This window comes from Thalassotalea coralli, from assembly GCF_055786205.1.
This window is the reverse complement of record NZ_JBVVBK010000003.1, coordinates 378,548-404,459: the sequence shown is the minus strand read 5'-3', so window position 1 is coordinate 404,459 and position 25,912 is coordinate 378,548. Positions and strand designations below refer to the sequence as shown.

28 protein-coding genes are annotated in these 25,912 nt (G+C 41.2%); 10 read left to right on the top strand and 18 right to left on the bottom strand.

Annotated features, from left to right (window positions below):
• Positions 1 to 7: 7 nt before the first annotated feature.
• The 5 genes from ACOB80_RS10020 to proB form a co-directional block, all read right to left on the bottom strand.
• Positions 8 to 478 (bottom strand): nuclear transport factor 2 family protein, encoded by a 471-nt coding sequence (locus ACOB80_RS10020; RefSeq protein WP_473165681.1) that lies wholly within the window; start codon positions 476 to 478, stop codon positions 8 to 10.
• 190 nt (positions 479 to 668) lie between these two features.
• Positions 669 to 1,739: a transporter gene (locus tag ACOB80_RS10015; protein ID WP_473165680.1), complete on the bottom strand. Its 1,071-nt coding sequence runs from the start codon at positions 1,737 to 1,739 to the stop codon at positions 669 to 671.
• A gap of 134 nt (positions 1,740 to 1,873) precedes the next feature.
• Entirely contained in the window at positions 1,874 to 2,296 is a 423-nt protein-coding gene (locus ACOB80_RS10010; RefSeq protein WP_473165679.1) for a hypothetical protein, read from the bottom strand.
• Positions 2,297 to 2,443: 147 nt separating this feature from the next.
• Complete coding sequence (locus ACOB80_RS10005; RefSeq protein ID WP_473165678.1) at positions 2,444 to 3,709, bottom strand: glutamate-5-semialdehyde dehydrogenase; 1,266 nt, start codon at positions 3,707 to 3,709, stop codon at positions 2,444 to 2,446.
• A 15-nt stretch (positions 3,710 to 3,724) separates the two neighbouring features.
• Positions 3,725 to 4,822 carry a glutamate 5-kinase gene (gene proB / locus ACOB80_RS10000; protein ID WP_473165677.1) on the bottom strand — a complete coding sequence of 366 codons (1,098 nt, stop codon included), beginning with the start codon at positions 4,820 to 4,822 and terminating at the stop codon, positions 3,725 to 3,727.
• Between the two features lie 279 nt (positions 4,823 to 5,101).
• Here proB and yihG point away from each other — a divergent pair, with 279 nt between their 5' ends.
• Entirely contained in the window at positions 5,102 to 6,001 is a 900-nt protein-coding gene (gene yihG / locus ACOB80_RS09995; protein WP_473165676.1) for a 1-acylglycerol-3-phosphate O-acyltransferase, YihG family, read from the top strand.
• A 48-nt stretch (positions 6,002 to 6,049) separates the two neighbouring features.
• A complete protein-coding gene (locus ACOB80_RS09990) occupies positions 6,050 to 7,291 on the top strand; it encodes a mechanosensitive ion channel family protein (RefSeq protein WP_473165675.1) in 1,242 nt (413 codons plus the stop codon).
• Between the two features lie 62 nt (positions 7,292 to 7,353).
• On the opposite strand, the gene tesB is transcribed toward ACOB80_RS09990, so the two are convergent.
• Positions 7,354 to 8,211, bottom strand: coding sequence for an acyl-CoA thioesterase II (gene tesB, locus ACOB80_RS09985; RefSeq protein WP_473165674.1), 858 nt, complete (start codon positions 8,209 to 8,211; stop codon positions 7,354 to 7,356).
• 195 nt (positions 8,212 to 8,406) lie between these two features.
• Between tesB and ACOB80_RS09980 the strand changes: the two genes are divergently transcribed.
• The gene (locus ACOB80_RS09980; protein WP_473165673.1) at positions 8,407 to 8,664 is read left to right on the top strand and encodes a hypothetical protein; all 258 of its coding nucleotides are present in this window, start codon (positions 8,407 to 8,409) and stop codon (positions 8,662 to 8,664) included.
• Between the two features lie 62 nt (positions 8,665 to 8,726).
• Here the strand turns inward: ACOB80_RS09980 and rpmG are convergent, their stop codons facing one another.
• The 6 genes from rpmG to radC all read right to left on the bottom strand — a co-directional run bounded on the left by rpmG (position 8,727) and on the right by radC (position 11,595).
• Positions 8,727 to 8,882: a 50S ribosomal protein L33 gene (gene rpmG, locus ACOB80_RS09975; protein ID WP_044834320.1), complete on the bottom strand. Its 156-nt coding sequence runs from the start codon at positions 8,880 to 8,882 to the stop codon at positions 8,727 to 8,729.
• A gap of 10 nt (positions 8,883 to 8,892) precedes the next feature.
• Positions 8,893 to 9,129 (bottom strand): 50S ribosomal protein L28, encoded by a 237-nt coding sequence (rpmB, locus tag ACOB80_RS09970; protein ID WP_189769050.1) that lies wholly within the window; start codon positions 9,127 to 9,129, stop codon positions 8,893 to 8,895.
• 253 nt (positions 9,130 to 9,382) lie between these two features.
• Complete coding sequence (locus ACOB80_RS09965; protein WP_473165672.1) at positions 9,383 to 9,766, bottom strand: hypothetical protein; 384 nt, start codon at positions 9,764 to 9,766, stop codon at positions 9,383 to 9,385.
• On the bottom strand, positions 9,753 to 10,421 hold the full coding sequence (locus ACOB80_RS09960) for an AAA family ATPase (RefSeq protein WP_473165671.1): 669 nt from the start codon (positions 10,419 to 10,421) through the stop codon (positions 9,753 to 9,755). Before ACOB80_RS09960 ends, ACOB80_RS09965 begins: the two co-directional genes overlap by 14 nt.
• Before the next feature lie 80 nt (positions 10,422 to 10,501).
• On the bottom strand, positions 10,502 to 10,807 hold the full coding sequence (locus ACOB80_RS09955) for a PilZ domain-containing protein (protein ID WP_473165670.1): 306 nt from the start codon (positions 10,805 to 10,807) through the stop codon (positions 10,502 to 10,504).
• Between the two features lie 116 nt (positions 10,808 to 10,923).
• Entirely contained in the window at positions 10,924 to 11,595 is a 672-nt protein-coding gene (radC, locus tag ACOB80_RS09950; protein WP_473165669.1) for a RadC family protein, read from the bottom strand.
• Between the two features lie 89 nt (positions 11,596 to 11,684).
• Here radC and coaBC point away from each other — a divergent pair, with 89 nt between their 5' ends.
• From coaBC to ACOB80_RS09930, 4 genes are all read left to right on the top strand, one after another.
• A complete protein-coding gene (gene coaBC, locus ACOB80_RS09945) occupies positions 11,685 to 12,926 on the top strand; it encodes a bifunctional phosphopantothenoylcysteine decarboxylase/phosphopantothenate--cysteine ligase CoaBC (protein WP_473165668.1) in 1,242 nt (413 codons plus the stop codon).
• 62 nt (positions 12,927 to 12,988) lie between these two features.
• On the top strand, positions 12,989 to 13,573 hold the full coding sequence (gene slmA, locus ACOB80_RS09940) for a nucleoid occlusion factor SlmA (RefSeq protein ID WP_473165667.1): 585 nt from the start codon (positions 12,989 to 12,991) through the stop codon (positions 13,571 to 13,573).
• Positions 13,574 to 13,690: 117 nt separating this feature from the next.
• Positions 13,691 to 15,148 carry an aminoacyl-histidine dipeptidase gene (locus ACOB80_RS09935; protein WP_473165666.1) on the top strand — a complete coding sequence of 486 codons (1,458 nt, stop codon included), beginning with the start codon at positions 13,691 to 13,693 and terminating at the stop codon, positions 15,146 to 15,148.
• A 100-nt stretch (positions 15,149 to 15,248) separates the two neighbouring features.
• Positions 15,249 to 15,908, top strand: a complete 660-nt coding sequence (locus ACOB80_RS09930; RefSeq protein ID WP_473165875.1) for a response regulator — start codon at positions 15,249 to 15,251, stop codon at positions 15,906 to 15,908.
• Between the two features lie 66 nt (positions 15,909 to 15,974).
• On the opposite strand, the gene ACOB80_RS09925 is transcribed toward ACOB80_RS09930, so the two are convergent.
• Positions 15,975 to 19,424: a hybrid sensor histidine kinase/response regulator gene (locus ACOB80_RS09925; protein WP_473165665.1), complete on the bottom strand. Its 3,450-nt coding sequence runs from the start codon at positions 19,422 to 19,424 to the stop codon at positions 15,975 to 15,977.
• A 137-nt stretch (positions 19,425 to 19,561) separates the two neighbouring features.
• Here ACOB80_RS09925 and ACOB80_RS09920 point away from each other — a divergent pair, with 137 nt between their 5' ends.
• A complete protein-coding gene (locus ACOB80_RS09920; RefSeq protein ID WP_473165664.1) occupies positions 19,562 to 20,053 on the top strand; it encodes a GNAT family N-acetyltransferase in 492 nt (163 codons plus the stop codon).
• Positions 20,054 to 20,094: 41 nt separating this feature from the next.
• On the opposite strand, the gene ACOB80_RS09915 is transcribed toward ACOB80_RS09920, so the two are convergent.
• On the bottom strand, positions 20,095 to 20,517 hold the full coding sequence (locus ACOB80_RS09915; RefSeq protein WP_473165874.1) for a VOC family protein: 423 nt from the start codon (positions 20,515 to 20,517) through the stop codon (positions 20,095 to 20,097).
• Positions 20,518 to 20,935: 418 nt separating this feature from the next.
• On the bottom strand, positions 20,936 to 21,262 hold the full coding sequence (locus ACOB80_RS09910; RefSeq protein ID WP_473165663.1) for a hypothetical protein: 327 nt from the start codon (positions 21,260 to 21,262) through the stop codon (positions 20,936 to 20,938).
• Between the two features lie 124 nt (positions 21,263 to 21,386).
• Between ACOB80_RS09910 and soxR the strand changes: the two genes are divergently transcribed.
• Positions 21,387 to 21,839 (top strand): redox-sensitive transcriptional activator SoxR, encoded by a 453-nt coding sequence (soxR, locus tag ACOB80_RS09905; protein ID WP_473165662.1) that lies wholly within the window; start codon positions 21,387 to 21,389, stop codon positions 21,837 to 21,839.
• Between the two features lie 195 nt (positions 21,840 to 22,034).
• Positions 22,035 to 22,568 carry a hypothetical protein gene (locus ACOB80_RS09900; RefSeq protein WP_473165661.1) on the top strand — a complete coding sequence of 178 codons (534 nt, stop codon included), beginning with the start codon at positions 22,035 to 22,037 and terminating at the stop codon, positions 22,566 to 22,568.
• 178 nt (positions 22,569 to 22,746) lie between these two features.
• Here ACOB80_RS09900 and ACOB80_RS09895 read toward each other — a convergent pair whose 3' ends face one another.
• The 3 genes from ACOB80_RS09895 to ACOB80_RS09885 all read right to left on the bottom strand — a co-directional run bounded on the left by ACOB80_RS09895 (position 22,747) and on the right by ACOB80_RS09885 (position 25,906).
• Positions 22,747 to 23,424: a helix-turn-helix transcriptional regulator gene (locus ACOB80_RS09895; protein ID WP_473165660.1), complete on the bottom strand. Its 678-nt coding sequence runs from the start codon at positions 23,422 to 23,424 to the stop codon at positions 22,747 to 22,749.
• A 40-nt stretch (positions 23,425 to 23,464) separates the two neighbouring features.
• A complete protein-coding gene (locus ACOB80_RS09890) occupies positions 23,465 to 23,788 on the bottom strand; it encodes a hypothetical protein (protein WP_473165659.1) in 324 nt (107 codons plus the stop codon).
• A 180-nt stretch (positions 23,789 to 23,968) separates the two neighbouring features.
• Positions 23,969 to 25,906: a hypothetical protein gene (locus ACOB80_RS09885; protein ID WP_473165658.1), complete on the bottom strand. Its 1,938-nt coding sequence runs from the start codon at positions 25,904 to 25,906 to the stop codon at positions 23,969 to 23,971.
• Positions 25,907 to 25,912: the final 6 nt, after the last annotated feature.

Genomic DNA, 25,912 nt, shown 5'->3' with positions numbered 1-25,912 from the left:
TGTAGTGTTACTTATTCGCTTTGTTAGGCTTAGCAACAAAGGTTTTGTTAACTATTTTCCATTCACCGTTAAGTTGATGCATCACTAAATAGTCAATGTAATGGGTTTTTGGCGTATAAAAATTTAATTTAACCATCGCCATATTATCGTCAACGATATCAACGGAAATGATATCTGCTTTCCATTCGTCCTTAGTTGCTTGTTTGAAGTAACCAGCAAACTCTTTAAGTGGTACCACTTTCAGTATTTGTTCGCCTGTTTCCTTGTCCTTTCTGAGCATTTTGATGTGACCATGCTTAAAATCGAATGCTTTCTCTAGTAATGCTTGATCAGCATTAGCTGCTCCTTTGAAATAGCTGTAAGCAGTATCAACTACGCGTTGATATTGATCGCTAGTGGTTGCTTTAGCAAAGGCAAATGGTGTGGATAAACAACACATCAAGGTAGCTACTACGCTCAGTTTGCTGAATTTTCTCATGGTATTTTCCTGTTAGATTTATTATCGCCTAATAGCATTAGATAAAATTTAAGAAAACTCAAAGGAATGAACAAATTGATTTGTAAGCAGCTTTGTCAGAAGCAGTGTGAAAAAAACCGATACCACAGGGTAGTATGATATCGGTTAAGGGGTGCTAAGGGTGCCTTAGCGAAACAGGAGTGTTTATAAGTTAGAAAGCTATTTGGTAACCGACAGTTAGCATACTGTCCATTTCCATCTGAACACCATTGGCATCTTGATCAATAGGCACAAGGTATTCAAGCGCTAAGCGATGTTTGCCAGCAACGACGGTATTCACGCCTACTGCGGCGTTTAGCAGGGTGCCACCATAGTTGTCTGGATTTGCAGTAGTGACGGGAGCCATAATATGCTTATCTATACCGTCGATACTGTCTTTGTCTTGATATTGAATACGGCCAGAAAGGCTGAAAGCATCAGAGATGCGATGAGAGTACCAAGCGGTAGCTGCCAAGGTGTCGCCAAGTGTATAGTCATGGTTGTTTTCACCTAAGTAATGGCTATACATAACTTGTGCACCAGCATTGTTATTACTGCCATAGTAGTTGTATGTTAGGCCTAGTTCTAGACCATTAGAGCCACTGCCTAGTTGCATACCGTAAGGCAGGCGCATTTCCATCTGCATATTCATTGGTGTTAATGCGGTACCTTTCTCGTCGGTAGAGCCTGTCGGTATAATCCAGTTGGCATTTAAATGCCATATGTTTTTACCGTCGTCTGAAAGGCGATACAGCAGACCTAGCTTGGTATCTGCTAAACCTGAACTACTCGTTGAAAACTCGCCAAGTGTTTCCGTGCCCATACCGCCTTTGTATGTTAATAAATCCATATCTTTATCAAGAAAATTAACCATCGCCATTAAGGTAATATCATTGGTTGGCGCATACATCATGCCGAACATGTGCATGTTAGTGGTCATATCTTGAGGAACTACGCGCACTGTTGGTGGCGACATAGGTGGATTAGCAAAAGGGTTGGCTACAGTAGTGGCAATTTCATTGTTAGTGATACTGTCGCTACCTTGAAGATTACCTGACATGTTCATATGCATCCAGCGATAAGAAAACATCATTTCGCCTTGCTTGTGCATATGGTCGCCCATCACGCCAATAGGGGCATGTTTTTCTGGCGCTACATAACTGTGGTTACTATCAGCTGAAGCTGAGAACGTACAAGCTAAAGTGATGAGAGATAAGGCTGCGCTGGTAATACGTGTATTCATTATTAATCCCGATTCGTTTAATTGTTTACAAGCTAGAGGCCGTTTTTTTTGTACCAATTTGCTTGCAATACCCACAGACAAATAAGTGCCCGTAAGACAGATGTAGTGTTAAAAAATAGTGTTAACTGTGGAAACTAAACGGTTAATGGAGGTGCACGTGCAGAGCAGCTTGATAGCTTGAGTCTGGTATGATTTTCAGCGAGCGAAAATAAAGCGTTTTGAGTAAATTCTGGGGAAGTAATTGATGATGAAAAGGCAATGTGAGTGTCTTGAGGAGAATCGTTAAGCACACATAAAGTACATTGCATTTGTACTTTAATTTCTTGCTGAGAATCATCTTCAGGTGGTTCAACAAAAATAACCTTGCCAGTTTGATAAAACTGAGACATGGAAACCCATTTAACACCATTTCCGGTACAAACAGGGGCTAAATCAGGGTTACTTAGGCTGGAATGACCTACCATTTGCCAAGCGTTCGCTGGCGCCATCACTGTAAATAAGTGAGCGACAAGAAGCCAAATAAGGGCAATGATATGACTAGGTTTCGTATTGCGCATTTAGGTTTGCGTCATTCCATGAACGTTATTATTCGCATATATACAGTGACAAAAATTTCTAGTTTGCGCAACGGTTTTAGTAACGCATCAAAAGAAAGCGCGTCGTTAATTGTTCTAAATCAAACGACGCGGTATTGCATAAGAGAGTTAGTCTCTTATTTGTCCATCACCGATAACAATAAACTTTTCAGTGGTAAGTGACGCTAATCCCATAGGTCCGTAGGCGTGCAGTTTACTAGTAGAAATACCTATTTCAGAGCCTAAGCCTAACTGTCCGCCATCAGAAAAGCGAGAAGAGGCGTTTGTCATGACCACAGAGGCATTAATTTGGCGCAAGAATGCCTGACAACGACTGGTGTCTTGACTAACAATAACTTCTGTATGATCTGAGGTATATTGATGAATATGAGCCACAGCATCATCAAAGCCTTCCACAACTTTCACAGCAATTTCTTGGGCTAAATATTCGGCATGGTAATCTTCGTCACTAGCTAAGCTCGCTGAATCAAAAAACGGCAAGCTCTTTTCACAAGCATGCACGGTGACTTTTTCCGGTGCAATCTCAGTGGAAAATGCTTGGTTAATTTTAGGCAGTATTTGCTTAGCAATATCTTGATGTATTAGTACAGTTTCCAGCGCATTACAGGCACTTGGTCGTTGCGTTTTACCGTTTAGTAAAATGGCGAGCGCTTTCTCTTCATCGGCAAACTTATCGATAAACAGATGGCAAACCCCTTTAAAGTGTTGAATAACAGGAATACGGCTGTTATTGGTCACATAGCGAATAAGGCCTTCCCCACCGCGAGGAATAACAAGATCTATGCTGTCGTTTAAGGTCAGCATATTTTCAATCACTTCACGACTGGTGTCAGGGACAATACACACCATGTTTGGATTTAAACCTTTATGCTCTATGGCGTCGTGTAAACACTGCGCGATAGCTCGGTTACTGTGAATAGCTTCAGAGCCGCCACGCAAAATAACGCCGTTTCCAGACTTTAAACACAAGGCAGCAGCTTCAGCGGTAACGTTTGGTCTTGCTTCGTAAATCATGGCAACAACACCTAGTGGAATGCGCATTTTTCCCACTTGAATACCGTTAGGTCGGGTAGCGATATTTGCTATGTCGCCAACAGGGTCTGTTAGTCCCGCAATTTCTCTAATGGCATTGGCAATATCTTGAATTCGCTGAGGATTAAGTAATAAGCGATCAACCATCGCATTGGCCAATTGCTTTTCTTTGGCAGATTGAATATCCATAGCGTTGGCGCTGAGAATAGCGTCAACCTGGTTATCGATACGATCAGCGATGGCGTGTAATAAGTCGTTTTTCTGAGCACTGTTAAGTTGTGCTGTTTGTCGTGCAGCGATTTTGGTATTGACGGCTGCTTGGGCAATATTAAATGAAGACATGTCTAATCCTTTTTACTAAATAACGACTAAGTCGTCTCGATGCACAATGACTTTGCTAGGGCAATATCCCAGCTTAAGAGTAATTTCATCGCTTTTAAGGCCTTTGATGCGATCTAACTCGCTAGCACCATATTGACTGATGCCTTTGGCAATAACCTGATTTGTTAGTTGCGAAACAATGTCAATAGATTCACCTGCCGCGAATTTACCGTTAACTGACACTATTCCTGAAGGCAGTAATGAAGCACCTTGTTGGCAAAGTGCGGACTCTGCGCCTTTATCCACGGAAATACTGCCGTGGCTTTTTAAGGTGTGCTTGAGCCAATGCTTTTTCGCTCGAGTTTTGCCTTGTTTGGCGACGAAATAAGTTCCGGGATTTTCACTTCTTAATAGTGCATCAAATCCTTCGCTTTTTGTGCCATTGATAATGTAGGTATCTATGCCATTTTCTGTCGCCTTTTGCGCAGCCTGTAATTTAGTGGTCATGCCGCCAGTGGCAATGTGATTTTTAGTTGCACCTGCCATGGCGAAAATATCATCATTAATCTCACTAATTTCAGGCACAAGCTTAGCATCTGGGTTTTCGCGAGGATCTTGTTCGTAAACGCCGTCGACATCACTCAAGATAAACAAACAGTCAGCTTCACTCACCATGGCAACTAGTGCCGCAAGGTTGTCGTTGTCACCTACTTTTAGCTCTTCTGTTGCAACGGTATCGTTTTCATTAACGATAGGTAAGATGTTGTTATCTAGCAAAATACGCAATGTATTTTTAATATTGATGTAGCGTTGTCTATCCTTTAAATCGCCATGAGTAATTAACAATTGACTACATGGTGCATCAAAGAATCGCTGCCAATTGGCCATCATTTTCATTTGGCCGACAGAGGCCATCGCTTGTTTAGTGGGGATTGAGGGATTGGGAGAGCCATGTTTAACGAGTTGTCGTCCTGCAGCAACACTGCCTGAAGAGACAAGGATGATATCTTTGCCAGCAAGCTGACACTCAGTAATAAACCGTGCAATGGCTAAAATATATTTACCACTACACCCTTTGGCATCTGGTGAAACCAGTGCGCTGCCAATTTTAATTACAGCACGTGAAAAGTTCATTTTTTCCCCCTAATTAATCCTCCACCAGAATGCCTTGAAAACGATAGATAACGCAACATTTATATAACAATTCCTTAGACAAGATCGCTATTTTTATACGTTTTAAGCAATAAGGCGCGCTAAATAGCATTTAGCAAGCGCTAAAAAGTGCGTGTTTGACCTCTATTATCGGGAGAAAAATGAAAATGGTGGCAAAGTAACCACAAATAAAAAGTTGCTGAAAGCCTGAGCAATTCCCTTTATTATAGAGACAAGAACAACACAACTTGATTATTGGTCATGCTCAGTTTTTTGCCAGCGCCTTTGCTGGGGTTTTTATCTTTTTTAATTTATACCGTTAATACCTTGTTTTGGATTATTCCAATTATTATCTTTTCTTTACTAAAGGCTTTGGTGCCATTGGACGGTTGGCGAAAAGTTTTTAGCTATTTACTTGATAGAATGGCCAGCAATTGGGTAGCAATTAATACGGTTAATCAGAAGATTTTCTACAAAACGAAAATTAAGGTAACGGGCCTTGAAAAGCTTGAGAAAAAGCAATGGTATTTAGTTGTTGCTAATCATCAATCTTGGGTTGATATTTTGGTTTTACAGCGAGTATTACGTGGAAAAATACCTTTCTTAAAGTTCTTTTTAAAGAAAGAGCTCATTTATGTACCTTTTCTTGGTATCGCTTGGTGGGCACTCGATTTCCCCTTTATGAAGCGCTACAGTCAAGCATATTTAAAGAAAAATCCTCACTTAAAAGGTAAGGATATGGAAACAACGCGTAAGGCGTGTGAAAAGTTTAAACACAAGCCTGTCAGCATTATGAACTTTATTGAAGGTACGCGTTTTACTGACGAAAAGCACAGTAAACAAAACTCACCTTTTAAGCACCTGTTGAAACCTAAAGCAGGTGGTATTGGTTTTGTTATGACGGCAATGGGCGATCAACTAAATAAGGTACTTGATGTAACGATCTACTATCCTGACACGACACCAAGCTTTCTAGATTTTATTTGTGGCCGAACAGCACAAATCGAGGTTATTATCGACATTAAAGACATAGACGATAGCCTTAAAGGTGACTACATGTCAGATCGAAACTTCAAGATTAGTTTTCAAAAGTGGGTTAATCAACTGTGGCTAGATAAAGACACCTTGCTAGAAGAACTAAAAACTAACAGCAAAGATTAACACGAAAGCGCACAGAGCAATAACATGGAAAACAGATAAGGAATACTTATGATAGCGTGGATAAAAGAGTTCTTAGTCAATTATGGCGTTGGTGCTCAATATTTGGACTTAGCTACGCTATCGATAGGCTTTCTTATTATTTTGTTGGCTGCACTAACCAGCTTTATTATTGTTAATCGTTATGTACTCACTCAAGTTGAAAACTTGGTGAAGTTATCTAGAAATACCTTAGATGACATGATCTTAGATCATAAAGTATTTAGCCGTTTATCCAGTTTAGTTCCTTTGTTGGTGATATGGTTTTTATTGCCTCACCTACTGCTAGATAACACCATAACCCACACTTTAACCATTGTACTGGTCAAAATCGCAATTACCTTTCAAGTCGCGAGAGTATTAGATGCGCTATTGAATGTGATCAAAGCTGCGTATCGACAGCAAGCACGAGAGCGGTACCTGCCATTAAACTCTGCCATTCAAGTCATCAAGTTAATGATTTACTTGGTTGCTAGCATTCTCGCGATTTCTTACGTACTCGATAAGTCACCTATATATTTGCTTAGTGGTTTAGGTGCATTAACTGCCGTTTTATTATTGGTATTTCAAGATACCATCAAAGGGTTTGTCGCCAGTATTCAAATATCCGTTAATCGCATGGTAGCTCCTGGAGACTGGATCGAAATACCACAATACGGCGCTGATGGAGATGTGATGGAGATCGGTCTTACCACTGTTAAAGTTCAAAACTTCGACCGCACTATTACTACTGTGCCTACCTATGCACTTATTAGTGGCTCGTTTCGCAATTGGCGTGGTATGTATGCGTCAGGCGCAAGGCGCATTAAGCGTTGTATGACCGTTGATGTTGCCAGTATTCGCTTCTACAGCGCTCAGGATGTTCAAGCGTTAAGCCACGTAAAATTAATTTCTGGCTATTTATCCGGTAAACAGGCCGATATCGAAAGCTTCCATCAGCAACATGCTATCGATAGTGAAGATCAGCTAAATAGTCGTCAGCTTACTAATATTGGAACGTTTCGCGCCTATATTGAAGCGTATTTGCGCCAACATCCAGATGTAAATCAAGAGATGACTTGTATGGTTCGTCAGTTAAAAGCCACTGCGACAGGCTTACCTTTAGAGTTATACTTCTTCTCAAGAGTGCAGGATTGGGTGCAATATGAAGGCATACAAGCGGATATTTTCGATCACTTATATGCCATGGCGAAAGTTTTCGATGTACGTATTTTTCAGCACCCAAGTGGTGAAGATTGGCGACATAGAAACTAGAGTTACTTATTCACTAAAACTTAGCCGCTTTTACATTAGTCGTTTTTCTCAATCGGAATTGGTTAGCGCTGGCGAATTACACCTTCCTGCATAGTGCTAGCCACTAAATTGCCTTCTCTATCAAATATTTGTCCTTTCACTAGGCCGCGGCCACTTGTGGTGGTTGGACTGTCCATGACGTAAAGTAGCCAATCATCAAACCTAAAGGGACGGTGGAACCACATGGCATGGTCAATCGTGGCAATTTGAAAATTCGGTTGCCAATGGCTGACACCATGACTAAACAACGCAGTCGGCAAAAAGTGAAAATCTGAGGTGTAGGCCAGCATATATTGATGAATACCGGTATCATCCGGTAAATCGCCATTAGCTTTGATCCACATGTGGCAAATTGGCTCTGATTGTTCCGGCTTGATCCAGTTGTATTGTTCCACAGGTCTTAATTCAATAGGCTTTTCAGCCAAGAATTTCCCACGAACGTTCTCGGGAATGTATTGCTGATTGTCGAAGATAAAATCAGTAAATGAGGGAATACCGTCAGGTCCGGCAACTTCAGGCATAGTTGGCTGGTGTTCAAAGCCTTCTTCAGCTTGTTGAAAAGATGCTGTCATGTAAAAAATGGATTTACCATGTTGTATGGCTTTTACACGGCGGGTACTAAAGCTTTTACCATCACGAATGTTTTCAACTTCATATACTACGGGGTGTGTCGCATCACCTGGTCGTAAAAAATAAGAGTGTAAGGAATGTACATGGCGTAAGGGATCAACAGTTTCTTGTGCCGCAGATAAGGCTTGTCCCATTACTTGGCCGCCAAACAAAGCGCGAAAACCTAAGTCTTGGCTTTGACCACGAAACAGTCCTTGCTCTATCTTTTCTAACGTAAGTAGGCTGAGTAAATCATCGAGAACTTGACTCATATTGTTGTGATCTCTTTGTAGAATAATGGCGTAAGTATAATAGATGAGAGCAGTTGTTAAAAGGAACTGGATCTACCAGTTATTTTTACTGAGAATTACTCAGACAATGTGTTGAATTATTAACCTTATTCATATATCTTCGAGTGTGGTTACGTAATTTGATTTAATAACTCATTAACAAAACAAGGAGTCCATGTGTACGCAGTATCTGAAAGAGAAGTATTGCTAGAGCGACGTCATTATGATGCAGAGCAAGAAGCCTTGTGGGACAAATTGTCGTTGGCTCAAAAGTTTGCTGCTAGTAGTTTAAATCAATTCGGTTATGATTTAGCGTTTATTCGTAACAGTAAAGCAGGAAGCATCGCTGTGCTTATTTGTAATGGCAGTGCAGCAACCATATCGGAAGATGGCGAAATAGATACATCACCAGAATTAAAAGTGCGCGTTATGTAGTGCTTAAAAGAATCCAATAAAAAACCCGGCTAATGCCGGGTTTTTTAATTCGAGAAGAAAAATTACTTAATTTTTGCTTCTTTGTACATTACATGCTTGCGAGCTTTTGGATCAAATTTTTTGATTTCCATCTTCTCAGGCATTGTCTTTTTATTCTTGTCAGTAGTATAAAAATGACCAGTGCCAGCACTTGAAACTAAACGAATTTTATCACGCATGATTTATTCCTTAGATTTTTTCGCCACGGGCACGAATATCAGCTAATACTGCATCAATGCCTTTCTTATCGATAATACGCATTCCTTTCGGAGTTAAGCGTAATTTTACGAAACGGTTTTCGCTCTCAACCCAAAAACGGTGAGATTGTAAGTTTGGTAAGAAACGACGACGTGTCGCGTTTCTTGCGTGAGAACGGTTGTTCCCAACTACTGGTTTCTTGCCGGTTACTTGGCAAACTCTAGACATGTGAGTCACTCCAAAATTAATTTCAGCTCGAGCTATGTTTCCCCAAAGGCCGTCGCCATGGGATCCTGAAAAAGGTGGCATATTATAGAGAAACTGCTTAATGAAATCTAGCTTTAATATTAAACAAGTGGATTTTAGTTGAAAAAATCTAGTAAATCATACGCTTAAACTAGCTTTTGTCGCAAAGGATCCGTTTGATCTTTGTCTAACTCTCGAACGTTTTGTCGCCGTAATGGCGTAAAATCGAACAGCTTTAGTTAGTTTTTGACTCTAATAACTTCGTCAATTTAGCTTGTTGCTCTTCGGCACATAACTCGTTAATTAAGATGCGAATAATATGCGATTTTGCTAGTTGGGTCTCTTGCGCTAATTCTTGCAATTGTGCAATTGCCGTTTCACTTAACGTAAAGGTTGCGTGGCGGAAAGGCTTAGTTTGCTTGTCTTTCTGCTCACTTAACTCTTTTGCTGCAGCTAGTGCTTGAGGTAATTCGACAGATTTGCCTCGTTCTTGACTTACTAACTGCGGCGATCCTTTAGCGTAGTTCTCTGCGTCACTGATAAAGTCATCAACACTAAACGCTTTCTTTTTCTTTTTGTTATTGTCGTCCTTGGATTTTTTAAGATCAGTTAAACTCATGAGAGTTATCCGGTTTCATTGCTAATAATTCTTCTGCAATATTAATAATTTCTTGTGCGGCTTTGCCATCAGGCTCAATTTCTAATACAGAAGAGCCTTTTTCTTCACTGTCATCGTAAATATTGCGGTTGTAGGTCACGGAATTTAACACATTGATACCGTATGAGCTACACACGTCTTTGGCTTCTAATATACGGTTTGCTTGCGTTGGCAGTGCAGGACATTGGGTAACAACAAATGAAGCAAGCATTTTTGGGTTGACCATTTTACAGGTGCTTAGCATGTCTTCCATATGAGGAACGGTTTTCAAATCGCGGCGTTTTGGGCGTAGCGGAATCACTACATGGTCAGCAACAGACATGGCTGCGCGTAGCGCTAAGTTATCCTGACCACCACAATCAACAATAACGTAATCGTAGTGCTGATTTAAGCTCAATAAATCATTTCTAATTTTGCCATAGAGTTGAATGCAATTTATTGCGGGTAACGAGGGGTCCGTGTTGCGTGCTTGAATCCAATCGGAGGTGGTACGTTGTGGATCACAGTCAACCATCAACACAATTGCTTGTTTGTGTTTTGCAAAATAAACGGCAAGATTTTGTGCTAAACAGCTTTTACCGCTGCCACCTTTCTCACCACCAACCAAAATCATCATACTGCCAATTCCTTCTATATACTGCTAAAAGTGACGTTTAAAAATTGTACGATCTTTAAGTATAGATTAATTTTAATATTTTACTCGTCGAGTCTCAGCGCAATTTCAAACCAACCATTTTCTTGTTTGAGACAACGAATCACCTGCCCACGTAAAGTACGGCTTTTGGGCTCTGCTGCCTTGAAAATAATTTCTGCTTTCGTGTGTAAAGGAATAGCGTGATCACAATCTAAGCGAACGCCTCCTTTGGAGAAATCTAAACAGGCAATTTTCTTCTTTAAGACATTACCTGAATCGTCTTGCCATTGAATATCGATTAATTCCTTTTCCATATCCAACCGCATTGATTGTCGTCTATCTTCATGTTGCTCAGCATTTGACGTCATGGCTGTTACCTCAAATTCCATGTAATAAGAATAAAATTAACCGTCAAACCTAATAGTTGCAAGAAATTAGTCAAAATTTAATCAGCATTGGTTTGTTTAATGAACGCCATGTATGGTTAGATAAGGCCATGTTCGGCGAAGGAATAACAGTGACTGCCAGCAACAATGATGTGATCGAGTATGGTGACATCTATTAACGCTAAAGCAGATACCAGCTGTTGAGTAATTTGTTTGTCAGCGTTACTGGGCTCGCAAATACCAGAAGGGTGGTTGTGGGTTAGAATGACGCTATTAGCTTGAACAGCTATCACCTTTTCAACAACCACTCTAGGGTAAACAGATGCAGCGTTAATCGTGCCATAAAATAATGGGGCATATTCAATAATATGGTGCTGATTATTAAGTAATAATAGCGCAAAAACTTCGCGAGTTTCTTGGCGAAGTTGTCCGGTTAAATAGGCTTTGCAAGCATTGGAACTGGTTAATTCGTGCCCCTTAGGCAACTCTTCACTAAGATATCGCTTGGTCATTTCTAAACATGCTTGTAGCTGAACATATTTGGCTTGGCCTAAGCCCTTTATTTGACAAATTTGTTGTTGATTGGCTTGGTAAATACCAACGATGCCGCCAAACTCGTTTAAGAGCTTTCGAGCCAGTTCTATAGCACTACAACCGGGTATGCCTGTTCGTAAAAAAATGGCTAATAGCTCTGCATCGCTAAGACTGGCTGCACCTTTATCAATAAGTTTTTCTCGTGGGCGTTCCGATAGTGGGATATTTGCTAGCATGTTCGCATTCCTTGCGTAATGTTGTCCTAAATCCGGCAATAGTGATATTCTTTGCCTCAGACTACTAAAGATAGACAGACTTAATTGTTATGCCAAAACTTGTCGGTAAAAATATTGTGCTGGGTGTTACAGGCGGGATCGCCGCATATAAAACACCTGAGCTTGTTCGACGTTTAAAAGATCAGGGTGCCAATATTCGTGTGGTGATGACATCTGGCGCTCAAGCGTTTGTTACACCGTTAAGTTTACAAGCGGTTTCTGGCAATAGTGTATCGGATGATTTATTAGATCGAGACGCAGAGCTAGCCATGGGGCATATCGAATTAGCAAAGTGGGCTGACCTTTTGTTAATCGCTCCGGCAAGTGCTAATACCATGGTAAAACTTGCCCACGGTATGGCCAATGATCTGTTATCCACTATCGCTTTAGCCACGGCTGCTCCGATTGCAGTCGCACCTGCAATGAACCAACAAATGTGGCACGCAAAGCCAACGCAAGCCAATCTCGGCATACTAAAATCTTTTGGTATGCATATCTGGGGACCTGGTGCAGGTGAACAGGCGTGTGGAGATGTGGGCTTAGGGCGCATGTTAGATGTAGACGATCTGGTTACCTTAACGACAGAGTTTTTTAGCGGCAGTGTTCAAGAATCTCATCCATTATCTTCTTCACTAAAAGGGCAAAAGTGGGTAATTACCGCTGGACCTACACGTGAAGCTATCGATCCTGTTCGCTATATTTCTAATCATAGCTCAGGAAAAATGGGCTACGCTATTGCTGAGCAGGCGTCACTTATGGGGGCTGATGTCACTATTGTTTCTGGCCCAGTATCACTGCCGACACCGCAGGGTTGTGCACGCATCGATGTGGATAGTGCCGAAAATATGCACCGACAGGCTTTAACAAAAGCTGAAGAGGCAACGGTATTTGTCGCTTGTGCTGCGGTTGCCGATTTTAGGCCTGCAACAGTTGCCGAGCAGAAAATGAAGAAACAATCGGGTGAAGATGAAATGACCATCACTTTGGTTAAAAACCCCGATATCGTTGCCGATGTTGCGCGTATGGCCAATAAGCCATTTACTGTTGGCTTTGCTGCTGAAACGCAAGACGTTGAGCAATATGCCAAAGCAAAACTAGCGCGAAAAGGCTTAGATCTCATTGCCGCAAATGATGTGGCTAAACCGGGTCAAGGCTTTAATAGTGACGAGAATGCGTTAACTGTTTTTTCCGCGACAAAGGCTATGCCAATTAGCTTAGCGAGTAAGTCTGAGGTTGCGAAAAAGCTCATTGATATTATCTCGTCGCAATATGATGAAAGTCGTGGTGAATAACGTTACAATCATTGCCCATTCGTTGTCTATTTCAATAAAACAATAATCAGAGAAAGTCATATATGTCTGCAAATGGAAAACCTAATCGTAAGCAACAAATTCTTGAATGTTTAGCATTAATGCTGCAATCAAGCCCTGGTCAGCGCATAACTACCGCTAAATTAGCTGAACAAGTAGGTGTTTCAGAAGCGGCGCTTTATCGCCACTTCCCTTCAAAAGCACGAATGTTTGAAGGATTAATTGAGTTTATTGAAGAGTCTATTTTTTCTCGCGTTAACCTCATTCTCACTGATCACAAAGAAGCATTAGTGCGTTGCCACCATATTCTTCACGTTTTATTGGTATTTGCAGAGCGCAATCCCGGTATGTGTCGTATTCTTTCAGGTGACGCGTTAATGGGTGAAAATGAACGATTACGTGCGCGTGTTAATCAGTTCTTTGAAAAGTTAGAGTCGCAATTTAAGCAAGTACTTAGAGAGCGTAAATTGCGAGAAGGTAAGGGCTTTGAAATCAACGAGCAAGCGCTTGCCAATATTCTTGTTGCCTTTGCTGAAGGAAAAATTAGCCAATATGTGCGCTCTGGTTTTGAGAAAAAGCCAAGTGACGCGTTCAACGAGCAATGGCAATTTTTAATGGCGAGTAAGTAACGCTATTTAGCTAAATATACGGGCTCTTTCATTCCTCTCTAGAGATGCTGAGCTCGTTAAACCCATTTCTAAAGGCCATTAGGTCATTGTTAAATTAACCATTTCACAGAGTTTCTCATGTCTCAATTAAATCAACTTACACCACAACCATTATGGCAATTATTTGGACAAATTTGTTCAATTCCGCACCCCTCTAAACACGAACAACAGTTATCTGAGTGGGTACAAGCGTGGGCGAAAGAATTAGGCTTATATGTTGATGAAGACGATGTCGGTAATCTACTGATTAGAAAGCCAGCAACAAAAGGCATGGAAAACCGCAAAGGCGTTGTATTACAAGCACATTTAGACATGGTGCCGCAAAAGAATAATGACAAAGACCATGACTTTACTAAGGACCCAATTGAAGCTTATGTTGATGGAAAGTGGGTGACAGCCAATGGTACAACTTTAGGTGCAGATAATGGTATTGGCATGGCGTCTGCGTTAGCGGTTTTAGCGAGTGATGATGTGGCTCATGGGCCGTTAGAAGTATTGCTGACTATCGATGAAGAAGCGGGCATGACAGGCGCTTTTGGCCTTAAACCTGATTGGTTTGAAGGTGAGTTGCTGATTAACACGGATTCAGAGCAAGAAGGCGAAGTGTATATGGGTTGTGCTGGCGGTATTGACGGCAGCGCAAAGTTTGCACTTGAGTTAGAAGAAGTACCAGCTGATTACCAATCGCTATTTTTAACGGTTTCTGGGCTTAAAGGCGGTCACTCTGGCGTTGATATCCATACCGGCCGTGCAAACGCGAATAAGCTATTGATTCGTTTTCTTTTTGAAGCAAACCAACAATATGCTTTCAACCTAACAGAGCTTAATGGTGGCAGTTTACGCAATGCTATTCCGCGTGATGCAAGTGCTTGCCTTGTGATTGCTGCTGATAAAGTAGAAGCGTTTAAACAAGATTTTTCTGATTATTTAGCACAAGTTCGCGCTAACTTACATGCTATCGAAACTGACATTGTTATGGAATGTATTCCAGCAGAAACATTCGAAATGTGTTGGTCTAAAGACAGTCAAACAAATGTGCTAAGCGGTTTGCAGGCATGTCCAAACGGTGTTATTCGCATGAGTGACGATATCGAAGGCGTGGTTGAAACGTCTTTGAACTTAGGTGTTATGCGTACTAAAGGAAATAAGTTTGAAGCACTTACTTTGATCCGAAGCTTGCACGACGATGGTCGTAAAGAGACTGAATCTTCTGTGTTGGCGGCGTTTTCATTAGCAGGCGCAAATGTCACGTTTAGTGGTGCTTACCCTGGTTGGAAACCAGATCCAGATTCGAAACTAATGCAAACCGTCCGTGATACTTACCAGTCACTGTTTGGCAAGATTCCTGAAATCATGGTGATTCATGCCGGTTTAGAGTGCGGACTATTTAAAACAGCTTACCCAAACTGGGATATGGTCTCTTTTGGTCCTACGATCAAATTCCCACACTCGCCAGATGAAAAGGTAGAAATCGCTACTGTAGATATGTATTGGCAGCTACTTGTTGGTGTATTGGCGGCAATACCTGAAAAATAAAAGCTCGAATGGATCAAATAAATGGAGATTAGACCTTAGTCTAATCTCCATTTATTATTTTAGGGCGTATACTTAAATTGGGGAAAGTTTAGGAAACCTGATTATGATCCAGCCACAACAAATTATAATAGCTGATGATCACCCGTTATTTAGGCAAGCGTTGCTAGATACGCTGAAAGTTCAATTAACGCACACTGATTGGCGAGAAGCGGAAACCATAGAAGCGCTAGAGCAACAGTTACATCAATGTCCTGAGGCAGACTTGTTGTTACTGGACCTTCATATACCGGGAGCTCACGGCTTTAATACTTTAATCCATGTGAGAAATCATTATCCACAGATTCCTGTGGTAGTGGTATCAGCGCATGAAGACAATGAAACTATCGGTAAAGCGATGGAGTATGGCGCGTCTGGTTTTGTGCCTAAATCGACACCGGTAAAAGAAATCTTTAGTGCTATTCAGCATGTTCTAGGCGGCGAAGTTTGGTTGCCTTCAAGCTACACACCAAGCACAACTCCATCAGAAAGTGACGGTGATATTGGCGAACGTGTCGCAAGTTTAACCCAGCAGCAATATCGAATATTGATGATGTTTGCCCAAGGTATGTTAAACAAGCAAATCGCTTATGATTTAAATGTGTCAGAGGCGACAATAAAAGCGCACGCTACGGCGATTTTTAGAAAACTGAACGTTCGTAACCGCACGCAAGCGGTTATCGCGATTAGTCAGTTAGATTTGGCAGAGTTGCAAATCGCTTGAAAGGAACAAGAGTAAAACAATATAAAAAGGCGAAGTAATGACTTCGCCTTTTTTGTGTTCATGTCACTAATCATCTAATGAATAGTTAGCTTGAAGTTTTTGGGCTAAAAGTGCGCTCATCATGGCTCGCAGCGCAGCAGGTTTAACAAGCTTTCGCAAATAACCGACATCGGCATCATCGGTTTTTTGTTCCATATTCTCGTCAGTTGTGGCGGTGATCAAAATAGCAGGCAAGTAGCGGTTGCTTTGCTCGCGTAAGTTGGCGATTAAATCTAGCCCGTTTAGATTATCTTCCAGCTGATAATCCACTAACAAAATCTCAATATCAGCTTGATGTTGTTCAAACATGACCAACGCTTCTTTGTATGAATCAGCTGCGATGACATTACAGTGCCACGCCGTTAGCAGCTCGATCATGCCATGTAATACATCAGGGTCGTTATCTATGCACATCACGGTAATATCGTGAAAACCAATTGCTTTAGGCGCTGCAGCAATCGCTTGGTTTTGATGTGGCGCAACACGAGGTAACTCAATGGAAAATTTACAACCTCTGTTAGGTTCAGATTCAAGGTGTAATGGATGCGCGAGTATTTGGCTTAGGCTTTGAGTAATACTTAAACCAAGGCCTAACCCTCGGCCGCTATTAGACGATTGAGGAGCACTCAATTGGGTAAACTGTTCAAAGACAAAATCCTGCTTTTCTTGTGGAATACCCGGACCATTGTCTAACACTTGTATTTGAATAGTGTCCTTTTTGCTTCTTGCACCCAGCAGAACAATCCCTGGGCTTGCGTAACGAAACGCATTGCCAACTAGGTTTTGCAAGATCCTGTGGAGCATATGGCGATCAGATTTTACCCACACATGGGTATCGACAACGCGAAAATCGACGCCGCGTTCTTTGGCCATTTCTGAAAATTCATTGGCAAGTTCATTAAAGAGTGCTTGAAGCGGGAATTCACTTTGTTGTGCACGTAAATTACCACTTTCTATGCGGGCAATTTCGCCTAAATCAGATAGTAAGTCGTTAGCAACTTTCAATGAGTGATCGATGTTCGCCACTTGTCGTTGTTGATCAGCCGTTAAATTATTTTGACTCGATAGCGCCGAGGTAAACAGACGTGCCGCTTCTAATGGTTGCATCAGGTCATGACTACACGCTTTTAAATACTGACTTTTCTTGATATGCGCTTGCTCTGCCTTTTCACGAGCTAAGGCCAAAGCATCGTTAGTTTGCGCTAGTTTTTGCGTCCGCTCTCGAATGATGGCTTCTAAATCGACGTTTTCGGCTTTTAATACTTGCTCTGCTTGACGATACGCGGTGATATCCGAAAAAACCATGACAAAGCCGCCATCAGGTAATGGGTTGCCCTCTATGCGAATTACACGCCCGTCTTGATGCACTCGTTCTGAACTGTGAGGGCTACCTTTTCTCAGGTAGTCAATGCGCTTTTGCACTTGCTGTTCAATATCTCCGTCACCAATAAGCCCTCTATCGATGTTGTAGCGGATTAAGCTTTCAATAGGTGCGCCTTTGTAGAGAATACGTTCGGGGTAGCGAAATATATCGACGTATTTGTTGTTCCACGCCACGAGGTTTAGGTCTTTATCGACAATGGATATACCTTCACTGGCGTTTTCAATCGCGCTTTGTAATAGGTTTTCGATATCTTGTTGGCGTTGATTCGACGCGTCTTCTACTAATACTGCGAGCTGATCAAATGCGATATCTTTGCCATCGAGGGCGGAAGACAGCACTAGTTGAGCAGAAGAGCTGCCCATGACACTGGTTAAGGTATTTTCGGTGTGAAGCAAGAGTTGTTGGTTGTGTTCCTCAACAGAAATTTGTTCAAATTCATTGTTGTTAGTAAATGAGTTGAAGCTATCTTTCGCCTTGTTTGCGCCGATAAAACGCGATACTAGTAATTCAAGCTCACGCACTTGGATTTTTCGAGAGCGTTTTGTTTGTTTAAAAGAGGCTTTTGATTCTTGCTCAGCAAAAAGTGATGCCTGCACACGCTCTTGCACACTTTGACGACTAATTAAGGATACAGTCCATAGAACAAAAATGTTGATGGCTAAACTAAGCAAGTTTACTGTACTGGTAGATGGTAAGTAGCCATCAATAAATGGCTGATTGTAAGCAGAAAATTGCGGTAAGAAGTTTAAAACTAACCACAAGGAAAAGCCTACCAGTATACCGGCATATACGCCCGTTAAGCTGGCTTTTCGCCAGTAAAAAGCTGCTACTAATGCTGGCGTTAATTGGGCAAAAGCACCAAATGCTACTTCCCCTAATGAGGCTAAAGTATCTGGAGAGGCTAATAAAAATACGCTATAGCCCAACAAAATTACAAATAACACCAGTATCTTACGTATATTTAGTAAACTATGGCGGAATCCCGCATAGTCTGTTTGTGCCTTGTTTGATGATTTAAATAGCCAAGGGAAGACAATTTCATTACTAAGCATTGTGCTTAAGGCGATAGCTGAGATGATAACCATCGAACTTGCCGCCGAGATCGCCCCTAAAAAGGCAATGAGTGTTAGCCAAGTTTGTTGTTCTACCCAAGGTAAAAAGAGTACGTAGGTGTCGGCTGGTACAGTATCGCCCAATAACAAGTGGCCTGCTAATCCTAAAGGCACAGCAAACAGCGCAAATACTAAAAGGTATAAAGGAAATATGCGGCGACTAAGTTTGGCATCTTTTTCATCTTGTAGCTCAACAACCATCACTTGAAATTGGCGTGGTAACGCTAAGAATGCCGCCATCACAATAATCAACATCGCTAGCATTGAAAGCAAACTTGGCGTCGTAAAGTTCTCATAAAGGGTGATGTTGGCGTCAGATTGTTGCCAAATTTGTTGTGGCGAATCAAACAGCACAAAACAAACAAATAAACCGACTGCCAAGAAAGCGATAAGCTTCACTAAACTTTCAAAGGCAATGGCTAATACCACCCCTGGGTGTCTTTCTGTTACGTCGATATTGCGAATGCCAAACATAATAGTAAACACCGCAAGAGCAATACTGACGATAAGGCCAAAGCCCCAAGTGCTAACCACATGCATAGATTGTAACTGCTGAAATGAATAGACAATGGCTTTTAGTTGCAGCGCTATGTATGGCATGGTGCCAACTAAGGCCACAATGGTAACCACCACCGCAAGACTATGTGATTTACCGTATCGAGCGGCCAGCAAATCAGCAATAGACGTTAAATTAAGGCGCAAGCTCGTGCGAATTATTCGCGTGATAAAGGGCCAGAAAAATATGAACAGGATCATTGGCCCCAAATAAATGGGCAGATGAGAAAGAAAGTTACTGGCAGCTTGGCCTGTGGTCCCCAAAAAACTCCACGACGTACAATACACGCCCAAGGACAAAGCATAGATGATACTTTGCCCTTTCTTGGCGATACGATGGCGGTATTTATCTCCCAAATAAGCGATAAGGAAAAGTATGCCAATATAACCAACGCTTATTAGAGTGAGTTGCCAATTTGGAAACATAGAATGTGACGCGCTTTTTTGCTTAACCTAGGTCATACGGTTTCAAAATTCGATAGTAAAATCAATTAGATTTTTGTCTAATATTGATGGTATTGCGCTATAGTTAATAAACTCAGGATAATTCAGGGATGGTCGCCATGATCCGCAAAGCAAAAAAAGAAGATATGACCGCGATTAGCGAGATATATAACTACTATGTCGCTACGTCTATTGCCACTTTTGATACTAAGCCGAGTCCCCCACAAAAGTTGCTGCTTAAATATGCCAATATTATCGAACATGGCTTGCCTTGGTTGGTGGTTGAAGAGCATGGAAAAATTCTTGGATATTGCTATGCCTCTCCTTGGAAAGAGCGACCTGCTTATCAGTATTCAGTCGAAGTAAGTGTTTACATTGCCCCTCATTCTGAACGACAAGGGTGGGCATCTCGTTTGTATACGGAAATGTTTGCGTTACTGAGTGAAACGTCAATTCATACGGTTATTGCGGGCATTTCATTACCCAATGAAGCCAGCGTAAAACTACATGAAGGCTTTGGTATGAAAAAAGTGGCGCATTTTGAGCAGGTAGGGTTTAAGTTTAGTGAGTGGGTAGATGTAGGCTATTGGCAAAAGATACTTCCCCAATAACCTACGCCTTTGTAGGTATAGATAATCGACAACCGCAAGCGCTAGTCTTCATACATGTTTCTCTCATGAGGAATGTCGCTTAGGTATTGCACAAATTCTACTTCGAAACCATTTGGGTCGATAAAATAGAGATTGTTTCTAAACTTGGCGTCGCTTCCTGTTTGGCTAGGCGTAAAACCAGCATTGTGCATTCTTGTAGCTAAGCCGTCTAAGTCGTTAATCACGAAAGCAAAATGGGATAAGCCAAGTTGGTTACTTTGTAAATCCCGGATTTTATCTTGCCCGCTATCGTTAAAGGTTAAATAGTGCTTATCATCACCAAAATGAACCCATTTTCTTGGGATGCCATACCAGTTGCTATCGCCGCCACCGCGAACCTGCCAATGTGGAAAGGCAGCTTGATAAAACGCTAATGTTTCGTCTAAGTCTTTTACTACTAAATTAAGATGTTCTAAGTACATAATATTCTCCTTTTATGAATTTGGGTTAATCTGTATAAGCCGTCCTATTTCATGGTCATGGCTTGATTAAACAAAGCTAAATACTTGGCAAAAAAGTCACTTAAGTCTTGGTTATTTTCAGTGTTTGTTGATTGATTGTTCATGGTTAACTCTCCTTTTTGTTAGTATGTGAAAACTATAAAACCTCAAGTTCACTTGAGGTAAAGAGTTTTTTTCAATTTATCTAAATTAATTTTTATCTCTATGTATTTATTAGGAAAATATTAGAAAGTTAGCGTTTTAGGCGTTGTGGATAATAAGATAGCCAAAGAAAGTCGTAGATAAAAAAACATAAAAAAAGCATAAAAAAAACCTGCGCTCGATAGTGAGGATAAGCGCAGGTTTGGAAGAAAACTGTGTTTAAAATGGAATGAAAAACTCGTTATTGAATGACCTGAGCGTGATGACACGCAGTGCTAGTTAATAGCGGAATATATTCCATTTCAATTGAATCGACATCGATAGACAAACCAATGGTTTTACAAAGTTGAGTTTCATAAAAAGCTTGTTGTGCTTTTTGCGCACTGGCTAAATTATTCCAGTGAACAATATCAATAAAACTTCCGTCTTCCTGCTGGCACAAGGAGCGGTGAATCATGCCTTCTTGGTTTGATAAAAACTGGTTCATGTCAGGACCGGAAGCCATAAACTCTTCAACCGACGCATCTTTGTCTAAATGAAAACGCACTATTTCTATTACTTTTTCCATGTTTTACTCTCTCGCGAATCAAAAATAAAAACAGCTTAAAACCTCAACCTATATTGAGGTAAAGCACTTTTTTACCTAAACTAAAAAAACTTATTTTTGATGTTACTCAAGGTCAAAAGACGCTATGTCGAAAACGATTGAAGATGCCAAGTTAAGTGTTGGACAAGTTGCTAAACGTGCCGGAGTGAAGGTTTCTACTTTGCACTTTTACGAGGATAAAGGCTTGATTCGAAGCTGGCGTAACAGTGGCAACCAAAGGCGCTACAAACCGGAAGTATTAAGACGTATCGCGGTGATAAAAGCGGCGCAAAAAATGGGCATTAGTTTAGAAGAAGTTAAACAAGCCTTTGCCAGTTTACCTAATAATCGCACCCCAACCACTGACGACTGGGATATGTTAGCAAAAGGCTGGCGTACTCTACTTGAAAAGCGCATTGCTTACCTAGAAAGGCTTAATGGCTTAATCACTGGCTGTATCGGCTGCGGCTGTTTGTCGATGAAAAGCTGCCCTATGTACAACCCAGAAGATGAACTTGCAAAACAAGGTGATGGCGCAGTTATATTAGAAAGGCAGTAGTTTGGGTTTATTTTAACTGCTCATAGTTTTGATTAATGTTGTGGGAGGATTTAGGCTTCTTTCGATAGGCGGATATGAGCTGTTGATTTCTCGGCGAGAAGCTAATTAATCGGGGTCTGTCCCCTTGGACTCGGTAAAGCAGTCATAGAAGGAGAATCAGCTGGAAGAAGGTTATATTGGCTGACGAGGTAAATTATGATTTATGACATATTAAGCCAAGAAGAAAGCTCATGGAGCTTTCTTCTTGTAGGAGGAATGGTTCTTCTATTTATTTCCCTTACGCTCTTTTCAAGATTTAAAAAACCAAATACTTCTGACAAGCTTCGTAATCTGGCTCCAGTAAGTGCTATTTGGGCAGTAATTTTTATAGGCGGATACTTTTTAAATGAACTTGGTAACGGAGAATTAAATGCCTTAAAAAAATTGTTTAATTCAGGCCAACACGAAACTATGCAAGGTGAGGTAAGTTTTTTAACAACTGAGGAAGACGAGAAAAGTAAACTTGATATCTTTCAAATAGGGAAGGATAAAATAATTAGAATTAGTCCTAACCGAGCAGTTCCTAAGAAGGGCTGTTGGAAAGGATTTATAACAGAAAATAAAGAGTTAAAGAACAGAGTTGTGAAAATTGACTTTATTAATTTTCCTAAATGGGATTCACTTCCTTACAGGCTTGGTGGAGAGAAAATCGATCAGCCCTGCATATTGCGCATTGAATTAGTAAAATAAAAAGTAAAAAGGAACGGGACAATTAAAAAGTTTCCGAAACATTTGGCAATGCGATAGGAAACTAGCTTAAACTTCCGCTTCTGGCACTTATGCGACACTCAAATCAGCGTTAATCCAAATTCACCTAACAAGTAGAGCACATTGAAATAATTTAATTGCAGTTTATCGCCACATGGCTTTATTCATACCGACTTAAATAGTGTTTCAGTGACTTTTCGTCAGTGACTTCAAAGTGAATATCCGTGGTAGCAAATTCAGAGATGCGATCTAAGCGAAATTGTCTATAATCTTGGCGCAATAAGCAAAAAGCTACTAGCGTCCATTTACCACCCCAATACACTAATCCTAATGGTTCCAGGTCTCTATCGGTAATATCGTCGTTAGCATCCGAGTAACCGATCTTAATTTGGCGCTTCGTTTCGATGGCATTACGTACTTGATACGCTCGGTTGGCAATGAATTCATCGCGAAAATAATCGGGTACCAGCAATACTTCATCGTTACTTTTTGCCTTTACTCGTTCAGGCAAAACAGACGTAATTTTTTCTAAGGCGGATACAGCGCTTTTCGATAACATGGAATCGCCCCAACCGTGCACCATTTTAGAACCTAGCATTAAGGCGAGTAGTTCTTCTTCGGTAAACATCAGTGGGGGCAATTCAAACGATTTATCTAAGCGATAGCCTATGCCAGCTTCCCCTTCAATAGGAACCCCCGACAATATTAAGGCTTGTACATCGCGATAAACCGTGCGTTCGGAAACTTCCAATGCTTCAGCGAGCTGTTTTGCAGTAAAAGCAAGGCGACGACCTCGTAATAAAGTAATTATTTGAAATAATCGCTCTGCTTTTCGCATGTTTTAATCCTAGCGTTTATGCCGTAGTCACTGTTAGTGGTTAGCTGTTATTTTCAGATTCAGTGCAACTGCTTGTTAATACATTAACGTGTTCTAATTTTACTGAGTTAGCGTCAATGTATTGTCCGAATGTTTTGCAAATGGCTGACTCATAAAAAGCTTTTTGTCCGGCTTTTGCTTTATCCATATCTTCCCAATAAACGATATCAATAAAACTGCCATCTTCTTGCTGGCACAATGAACGATATAGCATGCCTTCTTGCTCGGAAAGGAAAGCCATCATTTCAGGGTTAGTTGTTAGAAAGTCTTCTTTGGTCACGCCTTTTTCTAGGGTAAAGTGTACTAGTTCAACTACGTTTGTCATCTTAATTCTCCTTAATCATATTATTGCTATCGATTGATAGCGGTTTTTATTCGTTGCCTTGCAACGTGGAGAACATCATAAAGTGGGGCTACTGACAGCATAGTGTCAGTAGTGTTTGCTTTTCTTGAAAAAATTATTCAGATAAACCAGCAAACTGGCTTATCTGAATGTGAAAAATTGCTATTCTTTCAATGCTCCTTTAAGCGGCTGCCAAGGTTCACCGTTAAAAAAGTGACGAAGCAATTCTTTTTGGCTTGGGGTCATGGAGCGTGTGATTGGCATATAAAGAGTTGTTGCTAAATACGTGTCATTTATCCGCGTTTCTATTGCTTGCGAAGTCGCTCTGATAGTGCCTTCGTCATTCAACGGGATACGCATATTCATGGCTGGAAAGGTGACGTAATAATATCGCAACGCATACTCGTATGCTTGTGACCAGTTAATCGTTGACCCTGCAGGTATGCCAAAATCTGTTTTAGGGTATTTACGAACATTCAAAAAATATGATCCGCCTTGACTACTCGTTAATAGTAGCGTCGTAAAGCCAAACTTGGACGCGTCACCGTTGTCTTTTATTGTAAAGCTAAATGACGAAGCTTGTTGAGCGACAACTACCGTTTCTGGAAAGTTTAGGAATTCTCCATCGGGAAGCGAGCCAGTTTGTGTCGGCGTAACAGATAACTCAATGTTTCCTCCAGGTTCATCAAATAGCGGAGTGGGTTTGCCAAGCACCGCTATTTGTAAGTCTACGTTGTAGCTACCATTGTGGTTATCAATGTAGATATTTCTTGCATCACCAAAAATTCGTATTAAGTTTTCCTTTGCAGAAAATTGTGTTTCGTTATTTGGCAACAGTGGTGGAATTGTCAGTTGATTGCCTTGAGCTGGGAGGGTTACCGAGTTTTCTCCTGTGATGGTTACCAAGTTGGATGAAACCTCGTCCGTATTTACACCTAGCGGAATATCGAGAATACCGCCATACAAATAGTAATCACTAGGTCTCGCGTCAAATGTAATCGAGGCGCTGCCAGCAGATAACGTGTTAACACCATAATCTACGTTAGCTTCAATAGGGTAATCAGAATTAAACTGCTTACGGTCTTCTCTAAAATAAGCCTTAGGATAAAGTTGCAGTGCGTCTAACGACATCATTTGATTATCATAATCGACGTCAAAATACCCAACTAAGCCAGTCGTCGCCATGACTAATTCTCTGCCAGTAGCATCTGTTTCAGGTTCACCAGGAAAGTGAGGCGCTAACGTGCCAACTACGCGGCCAACACTGGGGTTTGAAGGGTTTTGGTTATCTTTGTATGCTGCAACTAACTCATCTGTGGTTAGCATAGGAAACATTTCAAACATTTGAAAACGTAACGTAATACCATCCATATTATCAGCATCTAGCAGCGCAGCGATTGACGGATCGGAGCGATCTGCTGCAATGACGCTATCTTTACTAAAGGTAACTTGAAATGTGCCACTTGCCCACGCCGATCCTGGACCGTCGGGATCGCGGTAATACTGTCGCATAATTAAGTTTTGATTTACTTCTTCAGAACCACCACTTGATTCTTTGCTCAGTGAAAATACCGAACGACTAAAGGCAACCACATCTTGAACTATGTGTAGTTTTGGGTTGCTGGGCGAGCCAATCATAATACCGCCAATAAATATTTGCGTAGAAATAGAAGCGGTTGGATCAAGATCTACCATAACAGAGCTCATGTAAGGGCCTGCGCCACTTACTGGATCAACAGAACCTAGTAAATAGATAGGTTGTTCAACGATATCTGCGTTGGTGGTTACTGCACCAGGAGCGCCGCTACTAGAGACAACTGTTTTGTCAAAGGTTACTTGATGGTCTCCATAATAATTCCAACCGCCACCCGTGTAATATTCAGGGCGACTTGAAGTTTTTGATGGCGACTTCATTAGCGCGATAATTTGGTCATCTGTTAGGTTTTTACCGCCTTTTCCTACTTCTGCTCGTGCCACGTCGATTAAGTCGCTAGTTTCTCCATTTGCTATTGTCGTGACACTGTCAGAATTGTTCGCGACACAAACGTTGGTTTGAATGCCACCCCAAAAATTTATTCGTGGTCCATTTAAAATACTCATTTTGCG

Bases quoted from the DNA above. Each gene is read 5' to 3' on its own strand.
- ACOB80_RS10020 (WP_473165681.1), bottom strand. From the start codon at position 478: ATGAGAAAATTCAGCAAACTGAGCGTAGTAGCTACCTTGATGTGTTGT.
- ACOB80_RS10015 (WP_473165680.1), bottom strand. From the start codon at position 1,739: ATGAATACACGTATTACCAGCGCAGCCTTATCTCTCATCACTTTAGCT.
- ACOB80_RS10010 (WP_473165679.1), bottom strand. From the start codon at position 2,296: ATGCGCAATACGAAACCTAGTCATATCATTGCCCTTATTTGGCTTCTT.
- ACOB80_RS10005 (WP_473165678.1), bottom strand. From the start codon at position 3,709: ATGTCTTCATTTAATATTGCCCAAGCAGCCGTCAATACCAAAATCGCT.
- proB (WP_473165677.1), bottom strand. From the start codon at position 4,822: ATGAACTTTTCACGTGCTGTAATTAAAATTGGCAGCGCACTGGTTTCA.
- yihG (WP_473165676.1), top strand. From the start codon at position 5,102: ATGCTCAGTTTTTTGCCAGCGCCTTTGCTGGGGTTTTTATCTTTTTTA.
- ACOB80_RS09990 (WP_473165675.1), top strand. From the start codon at position 6,050: ATGATAGCGTGGATAAAAGAGTTCTTAGTCAATTATGGCGTTGGTGCT.
- tesB (WP_473165674.1), bottom strand. From the start codon at position 8,211: ATGAGTCAAGTTCTCGATGATTTACTCAGCCTACTTACGTTAGAAAAG.
- rpmG (WP_044834320.1), bottom strand. From the start codon at position 8,882: ATGCGTGATAAAATTCGTTTAGTTTCAAGTGCTGGCACTGGTCATTTT.
- rpmB (WP_189769050.1), bottom strand. From the start codon at position 9,129: ATGTCTAGAGTTTGCCAAGTAACCGGCAAGAAACCAGTAGTTGGGAAC.
- ACOB80_RS09965 (WP_473165672.1), bottom strand. From the start codon at position 9,766: ATGAGTTTAACTGATCTTAAAAAATCCAAGGACGACAATAACAAAAAG.
- ACOB80_RS09960 (WP_473165671.1), bottom strand. From the start codon at position 10,421: ATGATGATTTTGGTTGGTGGTGAGAAAGGTGGCAGCGGTAAAAGCTGT.
- ACOB80_RS09955 (WP_473165670.1), bottom strand. From the start codon at position 10,807: ATGACGTCAAATGCTGAGCAACATGAAGATAGACGACAATCAATGCGG.
- radC (WP_473165669.1), bottom strand. From the start codon at position 11,595: ATGCTAGCAAATATCCCACTATCGGAACGCCCACGAGAAAAACTTATT.
- coaBC (WP_473165668.1), top strand. From the start codon at position 11,685: ATGCCAAAACTTGTCGGTAAAAATATTGTGCTGGGTGTTACAGGCGGG.
- slmA (WP_473165667.1), top strand. From the start codon at position 12,989: ATGTCTGCAAATGGAAAACCTAATCGTAAGCAACAAATTCTTGAATGT.
- ACOB80_RS09935 (WP_473165666.1), top strand. From the start codon at position 13,691: ATGTCTCAATTAAATCAACTTACACCACAACCATTATGGCAATTATTT.
- ACOB80_RS09925 (WP_473165665.1), bottom strand. From the start codon at position 19,424: ATGTTTCCAAATTGGCAACTCACTCTAATAAGCGTTGGTTATATTGGC.
- ACOB80_RS09920 (WP_473165664.1), top strand. From the start codon at position 19,562: ATGATCCGCAAAGCAAAAAAAGAAGATATGACCGCGATTAGCGAGATA.
- ACOB80_RS09910 (WP_473165663.1), bottom strand. From the start codon at position 21,262: ATGGAAAAAGTAATAGAAATAGTGCGTTTTCATTTAGACAAAGATGCG.
- soxR (WP_473165662.1), top strand. From the start codon at position 21,387: ATGTCGAAAACGATTGAAGATGCCAAGTTAAGTGTTGGACAAGTTGCT.
- ACOB80_RS09900 (WP_473165661.1), top strand. From the start codon at position 22,035: ATGATTTATGACATATTAAGCCAAGAAGAAAGCTCATGGAGCTTTCTT.
- ACOB80_RS09895 (WP_473165660.1), bottom strand. From the start codon at position 23,424: ATGCGAAAAGCAGAGCGATTATTTCAAATAATTACTTTATTACGAGGT.
- ACOB80_RS09890 (WP_473165659.1), bottom strand. From the start codon at position 23,788: ATGACAAACGTAGTTGAACTAGTACACTTTACCCTAGAAAAAGGCGTG.
- ACOB80_RS09885 (WP_473165658.1), bottom strand. From the start codon at position 25,906: ATGAGTATTTTAAATGGACCACGAATAAATTTTTGGGGTGGCATTCAA.